This window comes from Nocardia sp. NPDC004582 (assembly GCF_053602115.1).
Genome location: NZ_JBSGCY010000005.1, coordinates 1 through 25638 on the forward strand (window position 1 = coordinate 1; position 25638 = coordinate 25638).

Below are 25638 nucleotides of genomic sequence, written 5' to 3' on the forward strand. Positions count from 1 at the left end.
CCCCGCGCCCCCCCCCCCCCCCCCGCGCCGCGGTGGTGCTCGCGCTGGCGGTGTCGATCGGGTCCAGCATCGTGCTCTACCGGCACGACGCCGGCCAACAGGATTTGCTCGCCGCGCAGGAGCAGGCCCGGGCCGCGGCCTGCGCCTACGCGCCGCTACTGGCCACCTACGACGCCAAGAACCTGGACGCCTACTTCACCGGCGTGCTCGACGGCGCGACCGGCGAGTGGCGCAAGCAGTTCGACGCCACCAGCAAGGATCTGCGCGACGTGCTCACCCAGGGCCAGGTCGTCTCCAAGGCCACCGACGTGCAGTGCGCGGTCCGCAATGCCGAGCGCGACTCCGCCGAGGCCATCGTGGTGATCGGCCAGACCATCACCAGCCTCGGCACCCAGGGCAAGCCCGCGCCCGGCCAGCTGTCGATGGTGATGCGGCTGCAACGGTCCGGCGACCGGTGGCTGGTGAACAAGGTGAATTCGCCGCTGGCGCAACAGCCGCAGTCGTGAACCGGGCGAGGACGCCCGCCCCCGAACCGGATGCGCGGGCGGTTCGGCGACGGCCGAAGAACCGGCGCGCGCAGATCGCGGCGGTGTCGGCCGCGGAATTCGCGGCGCAGGGCTACCACCGGGTGAGCATGGACGATATCGCCGCCCGGCTCGGCATCAGCTCCACCGCGCTGTACCGGCACTATCCGAGCAAGTACGCGCTGTTCGCGGGTGAGCTGCTGCGACTGGGCGAGGTGACGGTGGCGGCGGTGAGCCTGCCCGAGGTGGCCGCGGGCTGGCCCGCACGGCGGCGGCTCGGGTACGGGATCGACGGGATCATCGCGGAGACCATCGTGAACCGGACGACGGTCGGGCTGGCCCGGTGGGAGCACCGCTACCTCGACGATTCCGACAAGCGCACGGTGGACCAGCATTTCAGCACCGCGCTGACCGACCTCAGCGCCCTCATCGGCGCGGTGCGGCCCGGCCTGTCCGCCCGCGAACTGCGGGTGCGGGCCATCGGGGTCTTCAGCACGGTGAGCTGCCTCGGCGATCATCGGGTGGTGCTCGCCGCCAAACCTCTTGCGGTTCTGCTGAACACGGCCTGCTGGGCGCTGATCGCCGCCGATCTGCCCGAGCCCGCCCAGCCGCCGCCCGCCCCGCGCGCGGTGGAGACGCCGGCCTCGCTGCGGCACGAGCTGCTGCTGCAGCGGGCGGTGCGGCTGTTCTACGAGCGCGGCTACCCGAATGTCAGCGTCGAGGACATCGCGGCCGCCGCGGGCCTGCCCTCCGCCTCGGCCGTCTACCGCTACTACCGCGGCAAGAGCGATCTGCTCGAGGCCGCCTTCCGCCGCGCCGCCGACCGCATGTCGGCCGTCATCGCCCCCACCCTGGCCGAATCCTCCGGTCCCGCGGAGGCTTTGGCCAAGCTCATCGACATGTACGTGGCCGGGGCGTTCGACGAACGCGAACTGATCTTCGTCTACTTCGCCGAATTCGGCCATGTCCCCGACGACGAGCGCGCGACCCTGCGGGTGGTGCAGCGCCTGGTGGTCACCGAGTGGGCGGCCCTGCTCACCCGGGTCCGCCCCGGGCTCACCCCCGCCGAGGCGGCCGTCCTGGTGCACGCCGCCCTCGGCTTGGTCGTGGACTATGCCCGCGTCTTCGCCGACGACGAGCGAATCTATCCGCGCCAGTGGGTGATTCGTCTGATGGAGGCCGTCCTGTTCGGACCGGCCGAGGTCCGGACTAGGCCGGAGTGACGATCTGGATGAGATTGCCGCAGGTGTCGTCGAATACCGCGGTGGTCACCGGGCCGGCCTCGACCGGCGGCTGGGTGAACGTCACCCCGAGCCCGCTCAAGCGCTCGAACTCGGCCCGCACATCCGCGACCTGGAAGGAAGCCGCGGGAATCCCGTCACCGACGAGCGCGTCCTTGTACGGCTTCACCGCCGGGTGCCCGTCGGGTTCGAGCAACAATTCCGCCCCCTGCGGATCCTCCGGCGACACCACGGTCAGCCATCGGGCCGCGCCCAGCGGAATGTCGTGCTTCTTCTCGAAGCCGAGCACCCCGCTGTAGAAATCGAGCGCCTTCTGCTGGTCGTCCACGAAAACACTGGTGATGTAGATCCGCATGGCTCCTACCCTTCCTGTGCGCCGGCCGCGGGGCGACCGGATTCGTGCGAGTCCCTCGTCAGGCTAGTTGGCGACGTGCTCGCCGTCGCACCACTGCTCGGCCGGAACAGCCGCCTTGACCTGGTCGATGTGGTCGCCACACCCCGCCCAGGTGATCTTGCCGCAGGTCTGGCAGGGGGTCGGTTGGCACATGGTCGCTCCTCGGGCCGATCGGATGGGTTCGGGTGGATGGTATCGGGTTCGCGGCCCGGTTCGTGTTGCCGGGCCCGGCCGTGACCACACCCTGAATGATACCCCCTGGGGTATGCTACGGTGATTGATATACCCCGTGGGGTATCCGTGAAGCAGTCGAAGGAGTAGGCATGTCCGCACCGCACCAGACCACGCAGGCGTCGCCGCACGGGAAGGCCGTGCTGAGCGAGCTGTCGCCGTTGCATCGGGAGCTGCGGCGCGCGATTCCCGAGGTGTACAAGGGTTTCGGCGAGCTGAGCAAGGCGGCGTTCGCACCGGGGGCGCTGGATCGCAAGACCAAGGAGCTGATCGCGCTGGCCATCGGCGTCGTCGAGGGCTGCGACGGCTGCATCGCCTCGCACGGCCAGGCGGCCGCGCGCGCCGGTGCGACCAAACAGGAGGCCGCCGAGGCGATCGGCGTGACCTTCCTGATGCACGGCGGCCCGGCCACCATTCACGGCGCTCGCGCCTATGAGGCGTTCTGCGAATTCGCCGACGCCGTCGAATCCGGCGAAGCGCCCGCCTGAGAGCCCGGAGGACTGCCGAATGTGTCGAGCGACGCGATGCCGCACCTGCGGCAAGACCACCTGGGCCGGCTGCGGGGCGCATATCGCCCAGGTGCGAGCCGGAGTTCCCACCGATCAATGGCGTCCGGGACACGAGCAGGCCGCGGGTGACGGCTGGATTCGGCGGCTTCTCGGCCGGTGACGGCACGACCGTCGGACCGGCCCGCGATCCCCTCCGCCACGGGCCGGTGCGACGGTCGTGACTTCAGGTCAACTGGCGAGCCAGGCGCGGAATACCCTCTCCCGCAACCCGATCCAGTGCCGCGGCGCGGCCGGTGACCAGGAGCAGCAGGGCGACGATAGGACCTGTGATCTCACTCCCGGTCCCGTGACTCCAGTCGACATCGGTGGCGGTGAGCCGGATTCCGTCCAGGCGGTGGCGATCCCAGACCGGCCAGCCGGACGCGGCGGCGGTGTCGGCCCCGGCGGCGGCCGCCTCGGGATCGACCTCGAGCACGCGACCGAGCGGGATCGCGATGTCCTGGCCGTGAACGATGGTGTCGAACAGGATGTTTCGGTAATTCGTGAGTTTGGGCAGCCGACGCGAGGCGGCGTTGTCCCGAATCTCGCGCACCAGTTCCGACGTCGGCCGGTGCGCGTGCCGGGTGGTCAATTCGTCGATCATCCGGTTGTAGTCGCGGGCGCGCAGGGCCGTGCGCAGCAACAGGGCCAGCGGGGGCGGGTCCGGCGTCAGCGCGATGTGCGCCGCGACCTCCCGCACGCGCCAGCCCGCGCACAGCGACGGCGTCTCCCATTCGGACGGCGTCAAATCCTCGAGCAGCGCGGCGATGGCCCGGCGCTGCTGTTCGATGTGCCGCCAACTGTGCTCACGGTCCATGGCGTTCCCCAGGCCTATGATTAGTCAGATACACTGACTAGTATGGTCAGCGTCTCTTACCAAGTCAAGGAGTCGGGATGTCCGGCGACGAGCTGAATGCCGGGCTGCTCATGTTCATCGCGTACCGGGCCATGGAGGATCGCGTCTTCAGCGCGCTCGCCGCGGCCGGGTACGCCGATATCAGCGTGGCGCAGGGCAGGCTGGCGGCCCGGATCGCGCCCGAGGGGTCGCGCATCACCGAGCTGGCCCAGCAGGCGCAGGTGACCAAACAGTCGGCCGGATTCCTGGTCGATCAGCTCGAACGGGCCGGGTACGTGGAACGCACACCGGACCGGCGCGACGGGCGCGCCCGCCTGGTCCGGCTCACCGCCCGCGGCCGCGCGCTGGCCGAGTACTCCAACACCATCGCCGACGCCGTCGAAACCGAATGGGCCGCGCACCTGGGCGAACGCCGCATGCGCAACCTGCGCGAGGCCCTCACGCGGCTGCGCGACATCACCGACCCCTACGCCTGACCGTCACCCGCGCCGCGCAGGCCGATGAAGATCTGCATGCGCCCGGGATAGGCCGTGCTGTTCACAGTGAACAGCTGCCCGATGATCCGCACCGTCGAGCCGTCGCCGGCGCGCAACCGGATCACCGGACGGGCGCGCTCGTAGCGGGCCGTGGTGTCCGACCAGATCTCCAGGAACAGCGGAAACCGGGCCAGTTCCTGCAGCAGGTCATCGAACCAGCTGGTGTCGCCGTACTGGGCGATGTAGCCGTGCAGCCATTGGATCGAGATCCGCAGCTCGCGCTCCCACTCGACCAGCGCGTGCCGCGCGCGGGGATCGCCGAGCATCCAGCGCAGCAGATTGCCGTCCTCGGTCAGGCCCGGGAAACCGGCGGCGAAGCTGTCGTTCCACATCAGGATGTTGAGGCGGGTGTCGACGTAGGCGGCCAGGTGCGGCTCGTACAAGGCCAGGGCCAACGGGATACCGCGCCCGAGATCGGCGCGCAGGTCATCGGTCGAAGGCTGCTCGACCGGACCGAGTCCGGCCAGATCCGATAATTGCCGGAATTCCTCCGGAGCCAGCGCCGCCAAGCGGTCGAGATAGCGCATCAGCGCCGTCACCACTTCACGCGTGGGCCGCTCGCGTTCGCCCTTCTCGAGGTGATTCACGTAGCTGGCGCTGACCCCGGAATTGAATGCCAGCCGTTCCCGGGACACGCCGCGCGCATCGCGCAGCCGCCGCAGGACCGACCCGAAGGTGGGTGCATTGGGAAGCCCCTCCTCCACCGCCGACTCGGCATCGAACTCTTCCATCGCCGCCTCTCCCACGCGCGAACCTTCCGGTGTGCTGATTCTTCCATTCCCCCCAATCAGGGCGTGTCCCAGGGGAAAGTGGGCGATACTGGACGAATCGGGCGTGATCGGATGGCGGGGAGCCGGCTCGCAGTCCAGGGTCGGCGGATGAGGCCACGCGAATTCGCGCTCGTCGAAGGAGCTGTGCCCCATGGTTTCCGAGCGAATCATCCTTCCCGACTTCTACATGCCGTATCGGCCGGAAGGAACCAATCCCAGAGCCAGAGCCGCCGAATCCACGATGTGGGAATGGCTGGTCAACCTGGATCTCGTTCCCGAGGAGTTGTCCCGACGCAGAGTGGCGGGTTCCCGCCCGGTCGAGATGTATTCGATGTGGTGCCCCGACGCCGACGTCGAATCACTCGCACTGCTCGCCGAATTCACGGCCTGGGCGTTTATCGTGGACGACCAGTTCGATATCGAAATGCCCGACCCGCGACGATGTTTGACCACCATTCAGCGTTTGGAGACGGGCTTTCGGCTCGACGGCACCCCGTCCGGCGTGCTGGCGACCGGCTTCCAGGACCTGTGGCGCAGACTGTGCCGGGGCCGTTCACCGCAGTGGCGATACGCGGTGCGCGCCGAGATCGTGGAGTGGTGGTGGAGCTATTACACCGAGAGCATCCGCACCATCACCGGTGACCTGCCGAAACTCGACGAATACCGCACCCACCGGCAGATCTCGGTCGCCATCTACATGCTGCTGGATCTGAGCGAGATCACCTACGGGATCGATCTGCCCGAGATGGTCCGGCAGCTGCCGGCCATGAGGACCCTGCGCGCTGCGGTCACCGAGCACATGGGGTTGATCAACGACGTCCACTCGCTGCCCGCGGACGAGGCGGTCGGTTACGCCTACAACGCGGTGCTCCTGGCCGAATATCACCTGGGCTGCAGCAGGACTCACGCCCTGCGCGTGGTCAACGACATGCTGACCGACTGCATTCTGCGGATCGGCCGGATGGAGGAAGCCCTGGCCGAGGAACTCGACGTGCTCGGCATCACCGGTCGAGCCCGGGACGACACCCTGCACACGCTGGAGGACTATCGCCGATACGTGCGCGCGAACTTCGACTTCCACTACCGCGCACCGCGTTACACCAGTCCGCCGATCGAGGCGCTGGCTCACGGGCAGCTGCTGTCCTAGTCCGCGCCCGGACGGATCGCGTGCCGGGCACCGGAGGGGTCGATGGCGAATTGCGAGCGGAATTCGCCCGGCGTCATACCGGTTTCGAGCTGGAACGCGCGGTAGAAGTGCCGGTCGGAGGCGAAACCCGAGGCGGCCGCGATCGAGTTGAGGGATCGGGTCGGCTCCGACCGCAGCTGCCGCCGGGCGTGTTCGATGCGCATGCGCCGGATCAGCGCGCCCGGCCCGCCGAGCCCTTCGCACATCCGGAACAGGGTGCGCCGGGAAACCAGGCAGGCCTTGGCGATCTCGTCGACGGTGAGGTCGGGATCGGTGAACCGTTTTCGTAGATAGGCCATCATCTGCTGGCGGGTGTAGAGCGAATCCGCGGGCGCCGGTGAGGCTTTCCCGACCGCGAGCAACAGCGCCGAGGCCAGCATGCCGGTGGTTTGCCCGTCGAAGGCGAGGTTCGCACGCTCGGCTTCCGCATTGGTCAGTTCGGCCATATCGCGGAAGAAGCGGGTGACCACGCCCATGGCGCCGTCGGCGGGAATCGGCACGGCGAAAGGCAATTCGTCGCGCGCCAGCCCGGCGTAGTCGAGCACCGGCTGCAACGGCGCGCGCAGCAGGGTCGACATCGCGTTGTCGGTGGTGCGGCTGAGCAGGGGCTGCGCACTGTCGTAGAAGGCGATGGACCCGGCCATCGACTCCGCGGTCCGCCCCTGCTGCTCCGTCCAATTCGTCCCTTCCAGCACGATATTGGCGAGCAGGAACTCCCCCTGCGACCGCGCGACCATCCGCGGCGTCCGGTTCACCTGCTGTGCGCTGGCACGCATGAGCGCCACCGACACTCGATCGAACTGGGTGCTGGTGATCTTCCCGTTCCAGCACCCGTCGTGTAGCGGCGAGATCGCCGACGGCACGATGGCATCCGCCATCAGAGCTTCCCACTGTTCGAAGGCATCACGCGGCTTCAGCGTCGAGGACGAGCGCACCTCGACTGTCACGGAGGCGGTTTGCTCCACGTCCGCATCTTCCCACCGCATGTGCCGGCGCGGGACTGGATTCTGAGGAATAGCGAGACCCGGAGTCGTTCGATCACCGCCGATCAGAGCTGGAACGCAACGGTTTCGGTATGGGCGGAGTCGCCCGCGCCGCGCCGGGATCGAACCCGTGCGGCTCGGTCAGAACCACGCTCGATGTGGTCGCGACACGTTCGAGCGCCTCGAGGTCCTTCTCGATGACGCCGTACAGCAGATAGGCCACCACGAAGCCGACAATGCCGCCGACGCACAGGATCCGGACCGCCCAGATGATGGACTCGATGTCCACGCCGGGCAGGAAGGTGACTCCGGTGACGCCGACCAGCGGCACCGCGGCCGCCACGGTGAGGTAGAAGCCCGTGCGCCCCGCGAGCCGGCGCAGGTGGTCGATATCGGCGGCGTCGGACCGTCCGTGCTCCAGGAACACCGGATACAGACAACGCACCACGTACCAGGTGAGCCCGAAGTACGGATACGACACCGCCATCGCGCCGCACACCACCACCGACAGCAGGAAGTGCACGTAGGTGGCGTACGGCACGCCCCCGGAGATCAGGTTCAGCAGGACCGGGAAGACGATCCCGCCGAGCAGCCAGAACACGAACACGATCCACACCACTCGGGGGCCGAGCCGGAGCGCGTCGATGCGTGCGTGGGTGAGCGTCTCGTCGGTGAAGTCCCAGCCGATCCGCACCCCGGCGAGGACCAGGATCAGACGGCGCGCGACGAACAGGATCAGGACCGCCGCGACCGCGATCGCGAGCGGATACAGCACCAGCGCAACGTATTCGAAGGTGCGCTGGGCCTGCGGCGTGAGCTTGCTGACGATCAGCGTCCTGCTGTAGTAGTAGTTGTATCCGACCGCGATCACGTTCGGTATGGCGATCGCCAGCGCGAGAATCGGTATCGCCCACAGCGGTCCCGTCGGCAGCCACCGGCGCCGCGGCGCGTCCACCAGATCCCGGGCCCGGGGATCGAGGCACAGTTCGAATTGCTGCGCCAGCTCCGCGCCGTTGGCCCAGCGGTCCTCCCGTTTCGGCGCCAGGCAGGTCAGTAGAACGCGGCGCAGCGAGGGCGGAGTGTCCGCGGGAAGGTCGTCGAGGAATTCCTGTGCGATGGGACGGCGGCGCACCTCCAGCAGCTGCTCGACCGCGGCCTGCGAATCCTTCGCCTCGAGCTTGGGAAACGGCCGCCGCCCGGTCAGCAGCTCCCAGAGCACGATGCCGAGCGAATAGATGTCGCTGCGCGTGTCCAGGTCCTCGACGCTGCCGGGCAGCGCCGGGTGGCTGGCGGCGAGGTGCTCGGGGGACATATAGGCCAGGGACCCACCGAAGTACGTGACCGGACTGCTGCCGGCCACGTGGTCGCTGGCGCTGATATTGAAGTCGGCCAGTTTCGGTACCCCGTCGGCGGTGAGCAGCACATTCGCCGGTTTGATGTCGCGGTGCAGCACACCGCGCTGCTCGGCGTAGTCCAGCGCTTCGGCGAGGCGGCGGCCGAGCCATGCCACCGTCTCCGGCCAGGTCAGCGCGGCGATCTCGTCGCGCACCCGGGCGCCCGAGGTTCGGAGCTCGCCCTTCTGTTCCAGCGCCGCGTCGGCGGCGTCGAGCAGCAGCTGTCCGCCGCGGTGTTCCGGTGGGGTCTCGCGAACGCGGGTCAGTACCGCGGACAGTGTCCCGCCGGGCAGGTACTGCATGTACATGAGTTTCAGCGCGCGGTCCGGCAGGACCCGCTGGTCGTAGACGCGCACGATGTATTCGTGGTCCAGCTGGGCGAGTGTCTGCGGTTCGGTGCCGTGGTCGGTGGAGACCTTCACCGCGACCAGACGCTGCATCGAGAGTTGCCGCGCCAGAAACACTCTGGCGAAGGCGCCCCGGCCCAGTTCCAGCAGCAGATCGAAGTCGTCGATACGGTCGCCGGGCTCGAGCTCCTCGCTCGCGACCGGCGGACCGGTCCGATCGACGAGGGTGCTCTCGTAGGGGTCGTCCGGCCGCAGGATGGCGTCGATCCGCTCGGCGTATTCGGGATAGTCGCGCGCGTACTCGGCGACATCGATCTGGACACCCGCGCGGCGCAGAATGTGGAACTCCTCGTAGAGCAATTGCCGCGGCATCGGTCCCGAGGCCAGTTCGGGAAACCGGGCCCGGTACTCGGCGAGCCGCTTCGGGTGCTCGTAGCGCAGCCACCGGTATTTCAGGTCGACCTTGACCAGTGCGATCACCGAGGCCCGGCGGGCGGTGTCGCCGGTCAGCGCGAATTTCGCCAGATCAGGGGGCAGGCCACCGGATTCCCATGCTGCCGTGAACTCCTCGACCGCGTCGACGAGCCGCAGCAGGGTATTCGCGGCCCGGTCGGCCAGCGGATCGAATACCGCGGTCGCGTTCGCGTTCGGCTCGGTCATCGCAGTCACTCCGAGGGGAAACTCCGAGGCGTCTTACCAAGACCACGGTATCCGGAATTCCGGACATCCACGAGCTCAGGAATGCTCCGCGACCCAGGCGGCGATCTGGGCGCGCGAGGTGAATCCCAGTTTGACCAGGATGTGCTCGACGTGGCCCTGCGCGGTGCGCTGGGAGATCACCAGGCGGTTCGCGATCGCCCGGTTGGTCAGGCCTTCGGCGACGAGCTCGGCGACCTGCTGTTCCCGCTTCGTCAGCACCTGCGGGGTGGTCTCGGCCGCCGGGGAGCGATCGTCGAGGGCGAGGCGCACCGCGGTGTCGAGGCTCATCGCCGAACCTTCCTGGCGGGCGCGGTCGAAGGCTCGCTGCCCGAGCGCCTCGCGGCTGCCGCGCATGCAGTCAGAGCGGTAGGTGAGCAGGTCGCGGACCATGAGCGTCGCGGTGCCGGCGAGACGGCCCAGCGCGTCGGCCGCGCCCATCAGGACGGCCGCGCGCCGCGCCTCGTTCCGGTCGGCGGCGATCCAGGCCAGGGTTTCCAGGCACCCCGCTGCGACCAGCGGCTCGGCGATCAGGGCGGACAGCCGCACGCCTTCCTCCAGGAGGCGCTTGGCGCGATCGGGGTCGCCGTCGCGCCAGACGGCGAAGCCCGCCGCGAACAAGGCCCACGACCGGTAGATCGATTCGCCGGCGGTCGCGGTCATGGCGAGTGTCTTCTCATGGCAGGCGACGGCGCCGTGGGTGTCCCCGGCCAGGGCGTAGGCCCAGCCGAGGGACAGTTGCGCGTCGAGCTGCATGCCGAGTTCACCGCACGCCTCGTATCTGCCGATCGCGTCGATCAGCAGCGCGACCGCGTCGGACTCGCCGACATCGCCGCGGGCCAGCGCCGCGTTGGCGTCGACGTGGTCGACGAAGGCCGCGACCAGCGGGGCCGAGGTCCGCTCGGCGAGTGCTCGAAGCTCGGCGAAGCGCTGGTTCGCGGTGGTCAGGTCGCCGGTCAAGCCCACCAGCGTGCCCGCGGCGAACAGTGCGCGGGCGCGATCGACGTCGCGGCCGCCGGGATGCTCCAGCGCCCGTCCGTACCAGCGGCAGCCCTCGTGGAGCCGCCCGCGCAGACCCCAGAACAGGTACAGGTCGGTGACCATCCCGAGTCCGCCCGCATCGGATTCGGACAGGCTGAACTCCAAGGCTTTTCGCAGATTCGGCAGTTCCCGTTCCAGCCGGGCGACCCAGTCGAGTTGACGGGGGCCGATCATCTCCACGTTCGCGTGGCCCACCAGTCGCTCACACCAATCCCGGTGCCGCCGATGCAGATCCGGGTACAGACCGGCCTCCTCGGCCTGCTCCCGGCCGAACTCCTGCACGGTCTCGAGCATCCGGAAGCGCACCGCCCCATCGGCTTCCTGCCGGACCAGGATCGATTTGTCGACCAGCGCGGACAAGGTGTCGAGGATCTGGAACTCGGGTACCTGATCGGCGCACACCTGCTCGACCGCGTCGAGTTCGAAGCCACCGGTGAACACCGACAGGCAGGCCCACAGCCGCTTCTCGTCGGGTGTGCACAGGTCGTAGCTCCAGTTGATGGAGTAACGCAGCGTCTGCTGCCGCTTCGGGATGCCCCGGCCACCGCGGGACAGCAGGGCGTATCGGTCGCCGAGCCGGGTCCGGATCTGCTCGACCGACATGGTGCGCAGACGCGCGGCGGCGAGCTCGATCGCGAGCGGCAAACCGTCGAGCCGGGCGCAGATCTGGGCGATGGCGAGCTGGTTCGCGTCCGTCATCTCGAACCCCGGCACGGCCGCGGTGGCGCGTTCGACGAACAGGGCCACGGCGTGCGAGTGCGCCAGGGTCCGCTCCTTGCTCGATTCCGGAATTCCCAGCGGCGGCAGCGGATACACGGTTTCGCCGCCGATACCCAGGGCCTCGCGGCTGGTGGCGAGAATGCGCACGGTGGGGCAGGCGCGCAGCAGCGCCTCCGACAGCTTGGCGGCCGCGTCGATCACGTGCTCGCAATTGTCGAGCACGAGCAGCAGTTCGTACGGGGCCAGCGCCTCCACCAAGGTGTCCTGCACGGAGATGACGCCCTGGCTGCGGATGCCGAGGACCGCGGCCACCGCGTCGGGCAGCAGCGCGTCGTCGCGCAGTTCCCCCAGTTCGACCAGCCACGCCCCGTTCGGGAACCGCTGCCGGGCCTTGTGCGCGGCTCGCAGTGCGAGCCTGGACTTTCCGACCCCGCCGATCCCGGTCAGGGTCACCAGCCGTGACCCGGCCAGCAGGTTGACGACCTCCGACAGCTGGGTCCGGCGATCGACGAAGCTGGTCAGTTCCAGCGGCAGATTGCCCGTCCCGTCGTGCAGGCCGTCACTGTGCAGACGCGGAACACCCTGCGCCGCAGGTGTTTCCGCGCCCGTGAGCGATTCGTATTCGGAGCCCGGTTCGTCGCGCACCGCCATGTCGTCGACCGGGAAGCCGCGCTCGAGCTGGATTCGGCGCAGCTGCTCCCCGAGCGCGGCGGCGGTCGGACGGTCGTGCGGGTCACGGGACATGGCGACTTCGATCACCGCGCGGACATCCCAGGGGATTCCGACCTCACAGGAGTCCGGGTTCGCAGGGGTGGCGACCCGCACGAGTTGCGCCGCCTGCTGATCGTCGGGGTGCTCCGACGCCACGCGGCGGGTGAGCGCGCAGAGCAGGGTGGCTCCCAGCCCGTAGACGTCCGAGCCGCGGCTGGGAACCTGGCCGTCGAGTACCTCGGGCGCGGTGACGGTTTGTGGACTGGCGACGTCCGCGATGCCGAAATCGGTCAGCGCGGGCTCGTCGTAGTCGGTGAGCAGGATGTTCGCGGGCCGGATATCGCGGTGGACGACTCCGGCGCGGTGCGCGGATTCCAGCGCCCCCGCGACGCGCACCCCGATGTGCAGGGCCTCCGGGAGCGACAGCGGGCCGTCCTCACGCAGCCGTTCCCCCAGCGAGCCGCGCGGGAAGTACGGCATGACCAGGAAGGGGCGGCCGCTGCCGGTCTCGCCGACCTCGAGCATGCTGACGATGTTCGGATGCCCGGTGAGGCGTCCCAGCGCGCGTTGCTCGCGGAAGAACCGTTCCCGATCCTCCTCGACGTCACCGGTGAGGACCTTCACCGCCACATCCCGTTCGGCGGCGACCTGCCTGCACCGATAGACGATTCCCAGTCCGCCCCGACCGATCTCGTGCGCGCCCTCGAGACCGGCAGCGCTCAGCTCCGTGACGACGTCGAAATCGGCATCACGCTGCGCTTCGAATGGATCGGATCGGACCATCGGTAACTCGCAAATCGCCAGCGGTGGGCACTGATCAGGATATCTCTCCCGCACGTACACGGCGGAAATAGGTATGTCCCCGGCAGAACGGCCGTCGTGCGCAGGTATCCCCCCGACCGACGCTGTTTTCACCGCCGAGCGACCGCCGGCATCGAAAACCCTCAGGAGAACCACCAATGGCTACCGGACACCGCTCCCCCTCCCGGACCGCCCGCCGTATCGCCGCCGGCGTCCTGGCCGCCGCATCGCTGTCGATCGTGGCAACCGCCCAGGCCTCGGCACTCGTCACGGACGCTCCGGCGCGGACCCTGCCCGCAGCCGTGAGCCTTTCGGCCACGAAGATCGCGCCGACCGCCGCCTCCAGCGGCTCGGACCTCGACAGCTGGATCCGCGAGGCCCTGGGCGTCATGGCCGCGCACGGCATTCCCGGCAGCTACGACGGCATCCACCGCAACATCATGCGCGAATCCGGCGGCGACCCCGGCGCCATCAACCTCTACGACTCCAACGCCGCGGCGGGTATCCCGTCCAAGGGCCTGCTCCAGGTCATCGACCCGACCTTCCAGGCCTACCACGTCGACGGCACCTCCTGGGACATCTGGGATCCGGTAGCCAACATCACCGCCGCCTGCAACTACGCGGCCGCGCGCTACGGCTCGATGGACAACGTCGACTCGGCGTACTGACCCCGGGGTCCCGCTCCACCCGCTCGGGCGGTGATCCACTCCTCGGATCACCGGCCCGGCCGGAGCCTTCCGGGATGCGCGTCACGCACCGTCCCCAGCTCGATCCCGAACTCCAGCAAGCCCAAAGCCGCCCCGGAACCGCGCCCCCGAATCATGATGGGACGCATCACGTTCGCAGTCGGCGGCAGCCGGCATCCACGCGGGCCGACGCCACCGCGACGCAGGGGAGCCACACATCATGCCGGTGAAAGTCATCTCGGCGGCCGCGACGGCCGTGTTGGCCGCACTCGCCCTGGCCGGGTGCGGTCCCAGCAGCGCACCCGACCACCCGAGCACCACGATCGCGGCCGCGACCACCCGGCCGGTGTCGGTGGCACCGGGGTCATCGCTGTCCCCGGTCGCGGCGGCCACACGACGCCAAGCCTGCGTCGGCATGGTCGCGGTGCTCGGCCTGGAGGCTGAAACCCATGCCGGGGACCCGCACTGGTCGGTGCAGAAGGCCGCCGACGAGCTCATGGCCGAATGGCTGGCCAGCCCCGACTCCGCGAGCGCGACATCCGACGAGAAGGCCGGTTTCGCCGCGGGTGCGAGCGACGCCGTCACCCTGGTGTCGCGTGGTCAGGGCGACGACCACTGCCCGTAGTCGCGCACACCGCGAGGTTCCGGCGTAGCACCAGGCGAAACCCGGCTACAGCCAATAACTTCCGTTCTCGATACCGGAGTCGTCGATTCGGCCGGACCGATCAGTTGTTCTTGCCGCGCGCGGCGACCCTCCAGTGGTCGACCACCGTGCCGTCGTCCACGACCGTGACGTCATCGACGAGGTTCATGGTCATGCAGACGTGATTGGGGATCACGCGCAGGCGTTCTCCGATGGTCGGCAGCGGCGTGTCGCCGGGCCAGGTCACGGTGGCGTGGTGTTCGGACAGCGCGGTGATGTCGGCGTCGGGGTGATCGATCAGCCGGCCGAACCCACGGGTCCATGCCGGGCGGTCACCGCCCAGGATCTTGCTCCCGGAGTCGAGGATGATCCGGCGCGGGCCGTGGGCGGTGTCCTGCCGGCTGACCACCGTGGCGGCGACGGTGAGAGCGATGTCATCGACCGCACAGCGTTCGAGTTCGAGCTGCTGGGCGTCGCCGAACACATAGACGCCCGGGCGTAGTTCGGTGGCCGCGTCCGAGGTGGTCAGCAGTGCGGTGGGGGTCGATCCGCCGCTGCGGCGGGTGATCTCGAACCCGTCCGCGACCAGGATGTTCGCGGCGTCGGTGAGGGCCCGCTGTTCCTGCGCGGCGGCCTCGGCGGCTTTGCCCGGGAGATAACTGTGACCGGGGAAGGTGAACACACCCGTCACGGACAGCCCGCCGGCCCGGGCGGCGCGGGCGATCTCGACCACCTGCCCGGCGCCGACCCCACTGCGGTGATGGCCGCTGTCGACCTCGACCAGCGCCTCGATCGCACTCGCGGCGGCCCCGAGCTGGGCGGCGGCGTTCGCGGCGGCCTCCGGGGAGTCGATACCGATCGCGATGCGGGTGCGCGCGGTCAACCGGCGCAGCCGCTCGGCGTGGCGAGGACCGATCCACAACGGGTAGGCGATGAAGATGTCCTCGACACCGTGGGCGGCGAACACCTCGGCCTCGCCGATGGTGGCGACGGTGAGACCGATCGCGCCGGCGCGCACTTGCCGATCGGCGATCTCGGGGATCTTGTGAGTCTTCGCGTGCGGACGCAAAGCGATCCCCCGGGCGGTGACGGCGGCGTTCATCCGGGCGATATTGCGGTCGAGGACGACCTGATCGATGACGACGGCGGGCGTATCGATCTCGCCGGGGATGAACACCACGTCGGACTCCTTCGGGGCTTGCATTGCGTCGGGCCGCATACACAATGCCACCCGCCGCACCGGGCACCCGCGCCGAGTACCGGCCGGTTCCGGCGCGCTAGCGCGTGCTCGCCGCGGGTGCGGTCGGGGTGCCGCTGAGCGGGGGCTTCGATTTCGTCGTGGTCGTGGGATGGGTCGGGGTCGTGGAGTGCGGTGTCGTGGTGGGGGTGCCGACGATGCTCGAGGTCGCGGGTGTGCCCACGATGATCGATCGCGCTCTGCCTTGCCATTCGCCGGACAGGTCGCCCTTGGCCGACTTCTCGACGGTGTGGGTGTCACCGTGGTAGCCGTGGGCGGAATAGAGTGTGGCGGTTTTGCCCGCCCGGTTGAAGACCGAGACCGCGGCGCCGTCGATATGTTGTTGGGACAGGTCGGGCGAACCGGTCGTGAACAACGACATCTTCCCGGTGCCTCCCGCTCCGGTGAATAGGCACGTCCAATCGGTCGGGCAACGGTCGTATCCGGTGCATCCGCCAGTTGTGTTGCACCACTTGTCGGTAACGCTGATGAAGGTGGCGCCGCTGACCTTCGTGTGTTCGGTGCCTCTGCCATTCGCCAGGACGACGTCCTGCTCGTTGTCCGGGGTGATGCCGATGTGGTCGAGCAGCAGAGTGCAGGCTGTGCTCAACGCGATTCCGGTCGCGGCCACCACCAGTTCGGCGGTAACCGTCGCCCTGGTGCGCAGCAGCTTCGCGACCGCTTCCACGACGGGTTCGACCATCTCACAGAGCACGTCCTCGGCGGTCTTCACCGATTCCGCCGTCTTGATTCCGTTGCAGCCGACCGTGCCGAACCCGACCACCAGCGCGATCAGCGCGATGAACAGCTTCCGCACCACGGGTGAGTTCACTGGTGTGCGTGAACGATGTCTGTGCCACACGGCTTCCCCCGGGTTTCGCGCGCCGGTTCTTCCAGCATCAGCAAGTCTGCGCAACAACGGTCGGCGAACGCATCGGGCTCGTACCATTGAGTGGCACACCGGGTTCGGGTGACCCGCGCCGGCCACCGCGGATCCGATCGGGGGGACCATGGCATCAGACGACGGCACGGTCATCGGACGCGCGGTCGCGGTCCTCGAGGTGGTCACCTGCGCGAACGAAGCCGTGACACTCGCCGCCCTGACCCGCGCCACCGGCATTCCGAAATCCACCGTGCGCCGGATCGCCAACGCGCTCGCCGACCGCCGGATGCTCGAAATCACCCCGGAGGGCTATCTGCCGGGCGCCCGCCTGGTTCACCAAGCGCTGCGAACCACGCGGCGGCTGGACCGCGCCCTGAGAATCCAGCCCTACCTCCAGGACCTGCACCTGCAGTCCGCCGGCGAGATCGCGTGGTTCGGCGCCGTCGAGGACGGCGAACTCGTGTTCACCGACGCCGTTTTCAGCCGCCGGTACAGTTCCGTGCTCAATGGCGCCCGGTGGCCGCGGGCATCAGTACTGGGAAACAGCATCGTCCTCAGCGCGGCGGGCCGGCTCCAGGTCGCACACGACGCGGAACAGGCCGACCGCATCCTCGGCACCGGCTGGCGTCCGCTGACCCGCTACTCGGTGACCAATCGCAACCAACTCGACTCACTGCTCGAGCAGGCCCGGGACACGGGAGTGGCCACCGAAGCCGAGCAGGTGATGCTCGGATGGAGTTGCTCCGCGACGGCGATCCGCGACTCGGAGGGAGCCATGATCGGCGCGCTGGGACTCATCGGCGGCGGCGACCGCGCCCGCAGTCTCGTCGCGCGGGTGGCCAAGCTCGGCAGCCAACTCCAAACGGAACTCAGCGAAATCGAGCGCAGCCCCGCCGATTCCGCGCCGGTCTCCGAGGACGTCTGGTGGAAAGCGCGATTCCAGGTCGGGTGAGCCGCCGTCTCGGACTTCCGCCGACCCGCGTCATGTTCGAGGGCCCAGCGGCAGTGAGGCCGGAAAGGTCACCGGCACCCTGAGCGGGGCACGATGGAAAGCGCTGGAGCGCCAGGGCAGTTCGGCCAGCGGGATGGCGAGTGTGATGTCGGGGAGGGCATCGAGGAGTTGGTCGAGGGCCTCGCGCGCGATGATGGAGGCGATCGGCTGGGCCGGGCAGGTGTGCGCGCCCGACCCCCAGGCCAGGTGGGATCGATTGCCGGTGTGGTCGCCGGAAACAGCGGGGTCGGTATTGCACGCGGTGATGCCGATCAGGACCGGCTGGTTCGCCGGCAGCCAGGCATTGCCGACCACCTGGGGTTGCCGCGGGTAGCGCGGACACGCGTTGGCCAGCGGCGGGTCGGTGAACAGGACTTTGTCGATGGCATCGCGCAATTGGAGGGAGCCGCCCAAAAGGTCGTCGTGGAAGCCGGCGTCGTCGGCCATCAGCACCAGGGCGCTGACGATGAGATTCCAGGTCGGTTCGGCGCCCATGGCGTAGAGCTTGGTCAGTTGTTCGACGATCTCGTCATCGGTGAAACCGGCGGCGTGGCCGATCAGGGTCGAGACGACGTCGCGGTCCGGGGCACGGCGTTTGGTGGCTACCAGTTCGGCCAGGGTCGCGCGGAATCGGCGATCCGCGATATCGGCGGCGGTCGCGTCGGTGGCCTCGATCAGATCCGTCAGTGCGGCACCGGCTTCGGCGCCGAGCGCGGACGACAGGCCGATCAGGTCGTTGACGACGCGGAGGGTGAGGGGGCGGGCGTAGTCGGCCAGCAGATCGGCGTGCCCGATGCCGCAGAAGCTGTTGATCAGCGGCACGGCGGCGGATTCGACGGTGCCGCGCAGCCGGTACTGGTCGATGGCGGCCATGGCGGCGAGATAGGCCGCGCGGTGCGTCGGCCCGCCGGTGTCGGCGGCGTCGACGGGGCCCCACTCCATGACGGGCATGACCGGGCAGCCCTCGGGGATGGTCGGCTCCCAGGCACGTGGATCGGCCGGAAAGTGTTCGGGGTCACCGAGAATCCGGAGCGCTTCGCGGTATCCGAGGATCAGGGTGGCCGGGGTGCCGTCGGCCAGTTCGATGGGTGCCACGGGGCCGTACCGGCGGCGTAGGTCCTCGTAGGCGTGGTGTGGGTCAGCGGCGAACGCCGGCGAGTGCAGCTTCACTCCCGCGGCCCCGCGCAATGGTTCGGGATCGAGAACGCGAACATCTTCAACGGGTGACTCCCATGAGCGGGTTGAACATGACCGGTGGAACGTGCTCGAAACAACGACGTCTGGTCCACGGTTGCTGCGGGGATGCGATCAGCGCTGTGTCACATCGCTGCCCCGGAGCGTACGCGGATCCGGCCGTCGGGCCCGCGGCCATGCTACTGGCGCGACGGGTTGACCGTGAGACACCTGCGCATCGGGCGACACTTAGAACATGCTCCGCTGTAACAGGTTTCGCTCACCCCTCGGATGCTACCCCAGCAACCATGGTGCGTAGCCCGAAGTCGGCGAGGACATCGGGGCCGTCCGCACGAATTTGCTCACCGTATGTCGGAGATTAGCTGACTGTTTGACCAGGTCCACGCCCGATCGGGCCCGGCAGCGGGGGCGATTCGTCCGATCATCCCCGCGCTACAGGACTCAATTTGAAGCGCACTGTGTAACAATACGTTTCGTGTCTCGTTCGCCCTACCGCAACACTGTGGCTCCATCGGTGCCGCAGCATGAGGTGATGGCGCGGGCGACTTTCCTCGACGACCGGTCGACAGGCGATATCGCCCGAAGGTGGGCGATGGGTTGAACTCTCGACAGGTCATTCCATCGGGCCGCTGATTCCCGATCGATCGACAGCTTCCGCTGGTCTCGGGCAGCCGGACACCCCGGCTGCCGGGCCATGCGTAATGCCAAGCGGCACAAGATACGTCGCTTGGAATCGGTATTGAGTGGAAGAGAAGGCGGAGTCATGGTCTCTCATGGGAACGTGGACAGTTTCGCGGATCTGCTGTTCGGCGGCCGGCGTGCCGCGGCGCAGCGGTACAACAAGCTGTTCAGCGAAGAAGGATTCGACCAGGATTGGTGGGCTGCCACCAACGACCCCGGGGCCCGCGCCTACGAGCGGTACCTGCGCATGCTGCCGAACCTGTCGGCCGTGGAGAGGGTGTCGGATCTGCGTGAGTGCCTGACTTTGCACGAGCAGTCCACCGTCGTCGATCCGCACCTCGGCGCCCTGCTGACCGTGCAGGTGAACCTGGTGCTGGGCACCCTGCTCGAACAGCATTCGCGCACAGGTGAAGTGGACAAGGCGCTGACGGAGCTGCTGGCGGGCCGCGCGGTCGGCGCCTACGTGCTCACCGAGGTCGGTCACGGCAGCGACCTGAACAACCTCGAGACGACCGCGGTGTACGACCCCGCCGACGGCGGTGGCTTCATCCTGAACACGCCGACCGACGCGGCGATCAAGTTCATGCCGACGACCGCCGCGCCGCCGGTCGAGGGCATCGCGCGATTCGGAATCGTGTTCGCGCGGTTGATCATCGGTGACACCGCGCACGGCGTGTACCCGTTCCTGGTCTGGACCTGCGATGCCGACGGCCAGGTGCGCCCCGGGCTCACCATCCGCCGCATGCCGGAGAAGCCGGGCCTGGGCATGGACAATGCCATGACCCGCTTCGACAATGTCCGGGTGTCGCGCGAATGCCTGTTGTCGCATACCGGAACCCGCATCGACGACAACGGTGAGCTGGTCTCGCCGATCCCGGCCGACAACCAGGTGTGGCGCGCCATCAGCCGGGTGCGCGTGGGCCGACTATGCATCTCGGGCATGGCCGCGGCGGTGTCGCGGGCCGCGGTGTCGATCGCCGTCCGGCAGTCCGCGCAGCGGGATATCGCGAGCATGTCGGGCGGGCGGATCCCGCTGCTCGAGGTGCCGGCGCACTACGCGCCGCTGGTGGAGGCCGTGGTCGACACCTATCTCGCCACCTCCGCGGTGGAGATCGCCGTCGACGGCTTCGCCGACGTCATCGCGGCCGAGGACGACGAGCAAGGCCCCGCGCTCACCGACCTGGTGTCGTTGACCAAGTACTTCGCCACCTCCACCGCGTTGCGGGTGTGCGGCGAGGTCCGCGATCGGCTCGGCGCCCAGGGCGTCTTCGCCCACAACAAGATCGTGGAGTACCGGGCCCTGCGCGACGCCGCGGCCACCGCCGAAGGCGACAGCTACGTGATCGCCCTGCTGGCGGGCTACCGCCGGCTGTTCGGGCCCGACCAGTGGACCCGGGAGAGCTGGGACGAGCTCGAGCCCTGCGATCTCGACACCCCCGACAGCTGGGTGAAGTGGATGGGCGCTCGCGCGCTGTTCCTGCAGCACCGCGCGCTCGAGGCGTACGCGAACACCAGCGGCGACCGGCAAGCGCGCTGGGACCGGGTCTACGACCTGGCGCTGGCCGCCGCCGACGCGCACACCGCCCACCGCGCCGCCCTGCGACTGGCCGAGCGCGCCGCCGAGCTGCCGGCGGGTCCGCGGCGGGTGATGGAGAACGTGCTGGTCCTGTTCGCGGTGCGCCAGTTCCTCGCGCACGGTGCGGACCTGCTGCCGGACGGCCCGCTGCCCAAGACGCGGGAACCGTTGCGCGACATGCGCGTCCAACTGCACGAGATGCTGGCTCCGCACCTTTCCGACCTGGTCGGGGCCTTCGAGCTCGAAACCGGTTCCCTGCGTACGGTGTACGACTCCGACAGCTACATCGACCAGTGCGCGACCGCGCTCCGGATCGGCTGACGACCCGGACCGCACGCGGCTGACCCACGCCCGGGATGCCGGTTCACTCCGGCGTCCCGAGGTGTGGTCAGGAATCCCGGGGTGTGGTCAGAACGGCGTGCGGGTGGGCGGGAACGCCACCGGCAGGCTCGCCAGCGACCGGTGGAAAGGCCCTGGCCGCCAGACGAGTTGGTCGACCGGGCAGGCCAGCCGGAGTTCGGGCAGCAGATCGAAGAGATGATCGATGGCGTTCTGCGCGACCAGGTACGCGACGTCCTGCGCCGGGCAGGCATGCGGCCCGGTGCCCCAGGCGATGTGCGCGTTGTTGCCGGTGTAGCGGCCCACGATGGCGGGGTCGTTGTTGCAGGCCGCCATGCTGGTCACCACCGGCTGGTTGGCCGGCAGCCACGTATTGTCGACCATGGTCGGCCGGACCGGGTAGGTGATCCCGAAGTTCGCGAGCGGCGGGTCGGTGAACAGCAACTCGTTCAACGCATCCCGGGTGGTCAGCGCCGCCTCTCCGGAGAACCGCTCGTCGGTGAGCATCAGCAACAGCGTATTGGCGATCAGGTTGGTCAGCGGCTCGATGCCGGCGCCGTAGATGGTCACCAGCTGGTGCACCAGCTCCTCGTCGGTGAGTTCCGCGCCGTGTTCGAGCAGCCGGGTGGTGACGTCAGCGCCCGGCTCCTCGCGCTTGAGGTTCACCAGTTTGCCGAGCGCCGACACGAACAGCGCGTTGCCCGCCTCGGCCGAGTTGCCCTCGAACATCATCGCCATGCCCTGCGCGACCTGCTGACCGATGTCCGCCGGGCACCCGACCATGACATTGAGGTAGGCGAAGGTGACCGGAAAGGCGTACTGGCTGATCAGGTCGGCCTGCCCCTCGGTGCAGAACGTGTTGACCTGCGCGATGACGATCTGCTCGATCGCGTCGTCGACCTGGTACAGGTTGATCGCGTCGATGCTGTCGACACTGGCCTTCCGATACCGCGCGTGCTCGCTGCCCGCGCTGCGCAGCGCGTTCGGCCGGTACTGCAGCATGGGCAGGATCGGGCAGTCGGCGGGTATGTCCTGCTCCCAGATCCGCGGATCCGCCGGGAAGCGGTCCGCGTCATTGTTGATCGCGACCGCGTAGCGATAGCCGATCACCAGGGTGGCGAGGATGCCGGGCGAAAGTTCCACCGGAGCAAGGGAACCGAACTTCTCGCGCATGGCGGCGTAGAAGGCGTGCGGGTCGGCGGCGAACTCGGGCGCGTACAGCGGCACCGGGATTCGGTCGAGGAGGTCGGGGCGCGAATCCCCAGCGGACTGCATGTCGCCAGATCATACTCATGGCCGCGGGTGACGGCGCTGCGAGATCTCGATCACGGGTCCGAGAAGCCCTGCCCGCGAGGACAACCCACGGCTCGTCGGGTGTCACTGCGTGAAGACGCACCAGAACATGCGAATCCACCCGGGGTATCGAGCGGTGTCGACGTCATACAGCTGCAGGTCGATCCAGTTGGTGGCGCCGGACGCGGAGTCTCGCAACCGGATCGCCGACTGCTCGCTCGAATAGTTCACCCGCCCGGTGGCCCAGCGCCGGGCAAACTCGGAGTACTCGTGCAGTTCATCCAACAGGTCCGCGGCCCATATCTCGTTGCCGGGCAGGGCGATCCGGGCGCGCAACACCGAAACCGCGGAATCCAGCACGCGATCCCAGTCGGCGAGCGCGGCCACCGCGCGACGATCGCCCAGCAGCCAACGCATCACATTGCCCGCCTCGTCCAGTCCCGGGAAAGCGGAGCGGGCCGCCTGATTGAGCGCGAGGACATGCCAGCGCGAATCCAGGTACCCGGCCGGGTCCGGGCAGCAGCAATCGATCCGGCGCCGCAATGCCGGCGTGATACCGGAGGTCAATTCCGCGACCGCCGGCACCACCGGCTCCCGCAGTCCGGCCAGGTCGAAGAGGTATCGCCGTTCGTCGACCGAGAGCGGCCGCACCCGCTCCAGCCGGCCCGCCAGCGCCTCGACCACCGGCCGGGTGGGATGGTCGCGTCGACCGAGTTCCAGATGATTGATATAGCTGGCGCTGACTCCCGCGGACTTCGCCAGACCTTCCCGAGACAGTCGCCGGTCGTCCCGCAGATGCCGGAGAAACTCGCCGAAACTCGGTGCGTACGTATGCGCGTGCCTCGACTCGACCAGTTCGATCATGCACCACCCCTTCCACTGGGGACATCCCGTCTCCGTTCCATCGGGGACATCCCATGTCCGCACGATAACGATCTAGCGCGCCAAAAATGGACAAACAGATCAAAGCGATCACGCATGACCGGAATTAGCGAACCACTGGCAACCGCAGCGCAGACCGACAACCGCGGAGATCACCGCCCGAGCCCACCGCTCCTGCAACCCACATGGATTCGCCAGAAATTCGCCGGAATCGAGAATTGGCATGATCCGTCACACCGTTCGGAGTTCACGGCACCGACGCGGATGGCGGCGCCACGATCAGCAGGTTGCGCCTGGTCGGCGCGCCGGCCCGCTGGTCGACTGCCGCGGTGGTCATCTCGCCTCGCCCTCCGGTTGTCCGATCCAGGCCTCGGCCGCGTCCATCGCCGCGCGCGCGGCGCCGAACATCTCAGGCCTCGGGGCGAATATCGCGTCCGCACCGATCACCTCGACCGCGCCGGTTCGGCGCATGACTTCCAGCAGGCGAGGTTCCACGCCCGCCAGATACAGGCGAGACCCGCTGTCGCGCAGCTTGTTCGAGTAGTTCTCCAGCATCTTCAGCACCGCCGAGGACGGGACCTCGGGTACGCCGCGCAGCACCAGCACCACGGCGGCCCGATCGGCCCCCGCCGGAGCCGGCAGTTGCTCGTCGATGCGGGTCGTCTCGGCGAAGAACGACGAACCGGCGTAGTACACGACGGTGACCGCGTGCGGAGCGAGCGCGGCGGGGACGTCGGTCACCCGCCAGTTCCCGCCATCGGGCACCAGCCCGCGCAACCGGCTCGCCCGGGAGGTCTGCACGCAGAAGAGGATCAACGACAGGATCGCGCCCAGAATGATGGCCTGCTGCAGCGGAATCTGGGTGGTGGCCACGAAGGTCGCGATCATCGCCAGGCTCGACATCCAGGAGGTGCGCAATACCATCCGGATGTCCTTGACCCGGCCCATGAACAGTTCGCCGGCGATCACGATGAGCAGGCCGCCGATCACCGGCATCGGGATGCGCCCGGCCAGCGACCCGAACAGCAGCACCAGCAGGGCCAGCCACAGGCCCGCGAAGATGCCGGTCCACCGGGTGCGCGCGCCCGCGGAGACCGCGACGCCGGTCCGCGACATCGATCCGCCGGTCGGCAGACCGCCGAACAGGCCGCCACCGACATTGCCGATGCCCTGCGCGATGAAGTCGCCGTTCATCGACGACCGGCTGCCATCGGGATTGGGCACGGTCGGCCCGATGGACGCCGACTGCGCCAGCGCCACCAACGCCACCGCGAACGCGCCCGGCAGCAGCGCCCGCAGTGCGGACAGGTCGGGCGCGGTGAAAGGCGGCAGCGCCGAAGGAATATCGGCGATATCGCGGGCCAGCTCCACACCGATGCCCAGCACCCCGACGGCCACGCTGACCACCAGCAGCGACACCAGGATCGCGACCGGTTCCAGCTTCGGCACGTACCGCACCGCCGCCCACACCCCGATCGCCGCCAGCGCGGTCAGCGTGGCGGCGAGCTTCCAGTCGCCGATGTGGGCGAGCCAGTCACCGATCTGATAGATCTTGTTGTGTCCCTGCGGGGAATACGCGGTGGCGTCCTTGAGCGATCCGGTGAAGATCTGGACCGCGATACCGGCCGAGAAGCCGGTCATCACCGCGTTCGACACGAAGGTGAGCGCCGCGCCCATGCGCAGCACACCCAGCAGGATCATCACCGCGCCGGCCAGCACCGTCAGCATGGCGATATTGCCCAGGTCGTGCGGGTCGAGCCCGGCCTCGCTGATCACACTGCGCGAGGTGAACGCGATCGCGCTGGTCAGGGTGGTGACCATGAGAACCGTTCGGGCGAACACCGATCCGAGGATGGTCGGCACGATGCCCGAGTAGATGCCCGCCACCGGATTGAAACCGCCGATGGCGGCGTAGGCCAGCCCCTCGGGGATCGAGAACAGACCGGTCACGAAGCCGGAGATGGCGTCGGCGGGCTTCGGCCGGCCCAGTCCTCGCAGTGGATTGCGCACGCCGGCCTTCATCCGATCAGCCCTCCGATCGCGTCACCCGCGTGTTTGCTGCCGGCCATCAGCAGCACCGTGGCCGCGATCGCGCCGTCGTGCTGGCTCATGTAGTTCCTCCACAGACTCGGTCGATAGCCGGCGGCGGTGACGTTGCTTCCCCGCCCACAGCGCTGGACGGTCGGTTACGGCGTGACCGCCAGCGCGCCGCCGATCTGGGTGCCCAGCCAGATCGGGACCCAGACCGGAGCGG

Annotated in this window: 22 protein-coding genes; 9 read left to right on the top strand and 13 right to left on the bottom strand. The window is 68.7% G+C overall.

Annotated features, from left to right (window positions below; genetic code table 11):
- Positions 1-32 precede the first annotated feature (32 nt).
- Positions 33-506, top strand: a complete 474-nt coding sequence (locus ACWELJ_RS02650; protein WP_452364434.1) for a hypothetical protein — start codon at positions 33-35, stop codon at positions 504-506.
- A complete protein-coding gene (locus ACWELJ_RS02655) occupies positions 503-1747 on the top strand; it encodes a TetR/AcrR family transcriptional regulator (protein WP_452364435.1) in 1245 nt (414 codons plus the stop codon). The genes ACWELJ_RS02650 and ACWELJ_RS02655 overlap by 4 nt, the downstream gene beginning before the upstream one ends.
- Here ACWELJ_RS02655 and ACWELJ_RS02660 read toward each other — a convergent pair.
- Together ACWELJ_RS02660 and ACWELJ_RS02665 are read right to left on the bottom strand one after the other, a co-directional pair.
- Entirely contained in the window at positions 1734-2120 is a 387-nt protein-coding gene (locus ACWELJ_RS02660) for a VOC family protein (RefSeq protein ID WP_452364436.1), read from the bottom strand. The genes ACWELJ_RS02655 and ACWELJ_RS02660 overlap by 14 nt on opposite strands.
- Before the next feature lie 63 nt (positions 2121-2183).
- Entirely contained in the window at positions 2184-2312 is a 129-nt protein-coding gene (locus tag ACWELJ_RS02665) for a hypothetical protein (RefSeq protein WP_357287872.1), read from the bottom strand.
- 170 nt (positions 2313-2482) lie between these two features.
- On the opposite strand from ACWELJ_RS02665, the gene ACWELJ_RS02670 reads away from it, so the two are divergent.
- Entirely contained in the window at positions 2483-2878 is a 396-nt protein-coding gene (locus ACWELJ_RS02670) for a carboxymuconolactone decarboxylase family protein (protein WP_452364437.1), read from the top strand.
- 244 nt (positions 2879-3122) lie between these two features.
- Here the strand turns inward: ACWELJ_RS02670 and ACWELJ_RS02675 are convergent, their stop codons facing one another.
- Positions 3123-3755 (bottom strand): maleylpyruvate isomerase family mycothiol-dependent enzyme, encoded by a 633-nt coding sequence (locus tag ACWELJ_RS02675; protein WP_452364438.1) that lies wholly within the window; start codon positions 3753-3755, stop codon positions 3123-3125.
- 77 nt (positions 3756-3832) lie between these two features.
- On the opposite strand from ACWELJ_RS02675, the gene ACWELJ_RS02680 reads away from it, so the two are divergent.
- On the top strand, positions 3833-4270 hold the full coding sequence (locus ACWELJ_RS02680; protein ID WP_452364439.1) for a MarR family winged helix-turn-helix transcriptional regulator: 438 nt from the start codon (positions 3833-3835) through the stop codon (positions 4268-4270).
- On the opposite strand, the gene ACWELJ_RS02685 is transcribed toward ACWELJ_RS02680, so the two are convergent.
- Entirely contained in the window at positions 4261-5061 is an 801-nt protein-coding gene (locus ACWELJ_RS02685) for an MmyB family transcriptional regulator (protein ID WP_452364440.1), read from the bottom strand. The two genes, ACWELJ_RS02680 and ACWELJ_RS02685, sit on opposite strands and share 10 nt — an antisense overlap.
- Positions 5062-5251: 190 nt before the next feature.
- Here ACWELJ_RS02685 and ACWELJ_RS02690 point away from each other — a divergent pair, with 190 nt between their 5' ends.
- Entirely contained in the window at positions 5252-6247 is a 996-nt protein-coding gene (locus ACWELJ_RS02690) for a terpene synthase family protein (RefSeq protein WP_452364441.1), read from the top strand.
- Here ACWELJ_RS02690 and ACWELJ_RS02695 read toward each other — a convergent pair.
- From ACWELJ_RS02695 to ACWELJ_RS02705, 3 genes are all read right to left on the bottom strand, one after another.
- Positions 6244-7233 (bottom strand): AraC family transcriptional regulator, encoded by a 990-nt coding sequence (locus ACWELJ_RS02695; protein WP_452364442.1) that lies wholly within the window; start codon positions 7231-7233, stop codon positions 6244-6246. The genes ACWELJ_RS02690 and ACWELJ_RS02695 overlap by 4 nt on opposite strands.
- 91 nt (positions 7234-7324) lie before the next feature.
- Positions 7325-9670, bottom strand: a complete 2346-nt coding sequence (locus ACWELJ_RS02700) for a serine/threonine-protein kinase (protein WP_452364443.1) — start codon at positions 9668-9670, stop codon at positions 7325-7327.
- 75 nt (positions 9671-9745) lie between these two features.
- Positions 9746-12961, bottom strand: coding sequence for a protein kinase domain-containing protein (locus tag ACWELJ_RS02705; protein WP_452364444.1), 3216 nt, complete (start codon positions 12959-12961; stop codon positions 9746-9748).
- Positions 12962-13137: 176 nt separating this feature from the next.
- Here ACWELJ_RS02705 and ACWELJ_RS02710 point away from each other — a divergent pair, with 176 nt between their 5' ends.
- Positions 13138-13647 carry a transglycosylase SLT domain-containing protein gene (locus ACWELJ_RS02710; RefSeq protein WP_452364445.1) on the top strand — a complete coding sequence of 170 codons (510 nt, stop codon included), beginning with the start codon at positions 13138-13140 and terminating at the stop codon, positions 13645-13647.
- Between the two features lie 238 nt (positions 13648-13885).
- On the top strand, positions 13886-14290 hold the full coding sequence (locus ACWELJ_RS02715) for a hypothetical protein (protein WP_452364446.1): 405 nt from the start codon (positions 13886-13888) through the stop codon (positions 14288-14290).
- Between the two features lie 100 nt (positions 14291-14390).
- Here the strand turns inward: ACWELJ_RS02715 and ACWELJ_RS02720 are convergent, their stop codons facing one another.
- Together ACWELJ_RS02720 and ACWELJ_RS02725 are read right to left on the bottom strand one after the other, a co-directional pair.
- Positions 14391-15488 (bottom strand): alanine racemase, encoded by a 1098-nt coding sequence (locus ACWELJ_RS02720; RefSeq protein ID WP_452364447.1) that lies wholly within the window; start codon positions 15486-15488, stop codon positions 14391-14393.
- A 97-nt stretch (positions 15489-15585) separates the two neighbouring features.
- On the bottom strand, positions 15586-16365 hold the full coding sequence (locus tag ACWELJ_RS02725; RefSeq protein WP_452364448.1) for a peptidase inhibitor family I36 protein: 780 nt from the start codon (positions 16363-16365) through the stop codon (positions 15586-15588).
- Between the two features lie 190 nt (positions 16366-16555).
- Between ACWELJ_RS02725 and ACWELJ_RS02730 the strand changes: the two genes are divergently transcribed.
- On the top strand, positions 16556-17380 hold the full coding sequence (locus ACWELJ_RS02730) for an IclR family transcriptional regulator (RefSeq protein WP_452364449.1): 825 nt from the start codon (positions 16556-16558) through the stop codon (positions 17378-17380).
- Between the two features lie 30 nt (positions 17381-17410).
- Here the strand turns inward: ACWELJ_RS02730 and ACWELJ_RS02735 are convergent, their stop codons facing one another.
- Positions 17411-18514: a cytochrome P450 gene (locus ACWELJ_RS02735; protein ID WP_452364450.1), complete on the bottom strand. Its 1104-nt coding sequence runs from the start codon at positions 18512-18514 to the stop codon at positions 17411-17413.
- A gap of 862 nt (positions 18515-19376) precedes the next feature.
- On the opposite strand from ACWELJ_RS02735, the gene ACWELJ_RS02740 reads away from it, so the two are divergent.
- Positions 19377-21191: an acyl-CoA dehydrogenase family protein gene (locus ACWELJ_RS02740; RefSeq protein ID WP_452364451.1), complete on the top strand. Its 1815-nt coding sequence runs from the start codon at positions 19377-19379 to the stop codon at positions 21189-21191.
- A gap of 87 nt (positions 21192-21278) precedes the next feature.
- On the opposite strand, the gene ACWELJ_RS02745 is transcribed toward ACWELJ_RS02740, so the two are convergent.
- The 3 genes from ACWELJ_RS02745 to ACWELJ_RS02755 all read right to left on the bottom strand — a co-directional run bounded on the left by ACWELJ_RS02745 (position 21279) and on the right by ACWELJ_RS02755 (position 25394).
- The gene (locus tag ACWELJ_RS02745; protein ID WP_452364452.1) at positions 21279-22484 is read right to left on the bottom strand and encodes a cytochrome P450; all 1206 of its coding nucleotides are present in this window, start codon (positions 22482-22484) and stop codon (positions 21279-21281) included.
- Between the two features lie 102 nt (positions 22485-22586).
- Positions 22587-23366, bottom strand: a complete 780-nt coding sequence (locus ACWELJ_RS02750; RefSeq protein ID WP_452364453.1) for an MmyB family transcriptional regulator — start codon at positions 23364-23366, stop codon at positions 22587-22589.
- Between the two features lie 351 nt (positions 23367-23717).
- Positions 23718-25394: a SulP family inorganic anion transporter gene (locus tag ACWELJ_RS02755; protein WP_452364454.1), complete on the bottom strand. Its 1677-nt coding sequence runs from the start codon at positions 25392-25394 to the stop codon at positions 23718-23720.
- Positions 25395-25638 lie beyond the last annotated feature (244 nt).

Excerpts from the sequence above, each read along its gene's own strand:
- ACWELJ_RS02660 (WP_452364436.1), bottom strand. The coding sequence starts at position 2,120 with ATGCGGATCTACATCACCAGTGTTTTCGTGGACGACCAGCAGAAGGCG.
- ACWELJ_RS02665 (WP_357287872.1), bottom strand. The coding sequence starts at position 2,312 with ATGTGCCAACCGACCCCCTGCCAGACCTGCGGCAAGATCACCTGGGCG.
- ACWELJ_RS02670 (WP_452364437.1), top strand. The coding sequence starts at position 2,483 with ATGTCCGCACCGCACCAGACCACGCAGGCGTCGCCGCACGGGAAGGCC.
- ACWELJ_RS02675 (WP_452364438.1), bottom strand. The coding sequence starts at position 3,755 with ATGGACCGTGAGCACAGTTGGCGGCACATCGAACAGCAGCGCCGGGCC.
- ACWELJ_RS02680 (WP_452364439.1), top strand. The coding sequence starts at position 3,833 with ATGTCCGGCGACGAGCTGAATGCCGGGCTGCTCATGTTCATCGCGTAC.
- ACWELJ_RS02685 (WP_452364440.1), bottom strand. The coding sequence starts at position 5,061 with ATGGAAGAGTTCGATGCCGAGTCGGCGGTGGAGGAGGGGCTTCCCAAT.
- ACWELJ_RS02690 (WP_452364441.1), top strand. The coding sequence starts at position 5,252 with ATGGTTTCCGAGCGAATCATCCTTCCCGACTTCTACATGCCGTATCGG.
- ACWELJ_RS02700 (WP_452364443.1), bottom strand. The coding sequence starts at position 9,670 with ATGACCGAGCCGAACGCGAACGCGACCGCGGTATTCGATCCGCTGGCC.
- ACWELJ_RS02705 (WP_452364444.1), bottom strand. The coding sequence starts at position 12,961 with ATGGTCCGATCCGATCCATTCGAAGCGCAGCGTGATGCCGATTTCGAC.
- ACWELJ_RS02710 (WP_452364445.1), top strand. The coding sequence starts at position 13,138 with ATGGCTACCGGACACCGCTCCCCCTCCCGGACCGCCCGCCGTATCGCC.
- ACWELJ_RS02715 (WP_452364446.1), top strand. The coding sequence starts at position 13,886 with ATGCCGGTGAAAGTCATCTCGGCGGCCGCGACGGCCGTGTTGGCCGCA.
- ACWELJ_RS02730 (WP_452364449.1), top strand. The coding sequence starts at position 16,556 with ATGGCATCAGACGACGGCACGGTCATCGGACGCGCGGTCGCGGTCCTC.
- ACWELJ_RS02740 (WP_452364451.1), top strand. The coding sequence starts at position 19,377 with ATGGTCTCTCATGGGAACGTGGACAGTTTCGCGGATCTGCTGTTCGGC.
- ACWELJ_RS02745 (WP_452364452.1), bottom strand. The coding sequence starts at position 22,484 with ATGCAGTCCGCTGGGGATTCGCGCCCCGACCTCCTCGACCGAATCCCG.
- ACWELJ_RS02750 (WP_452364453.1), bottom strand. The coding sequence starts at position 23,366 with ATGATCGAACTGGTCGAGTCGAGGCACGCGCATACGTACGCACCGAGT.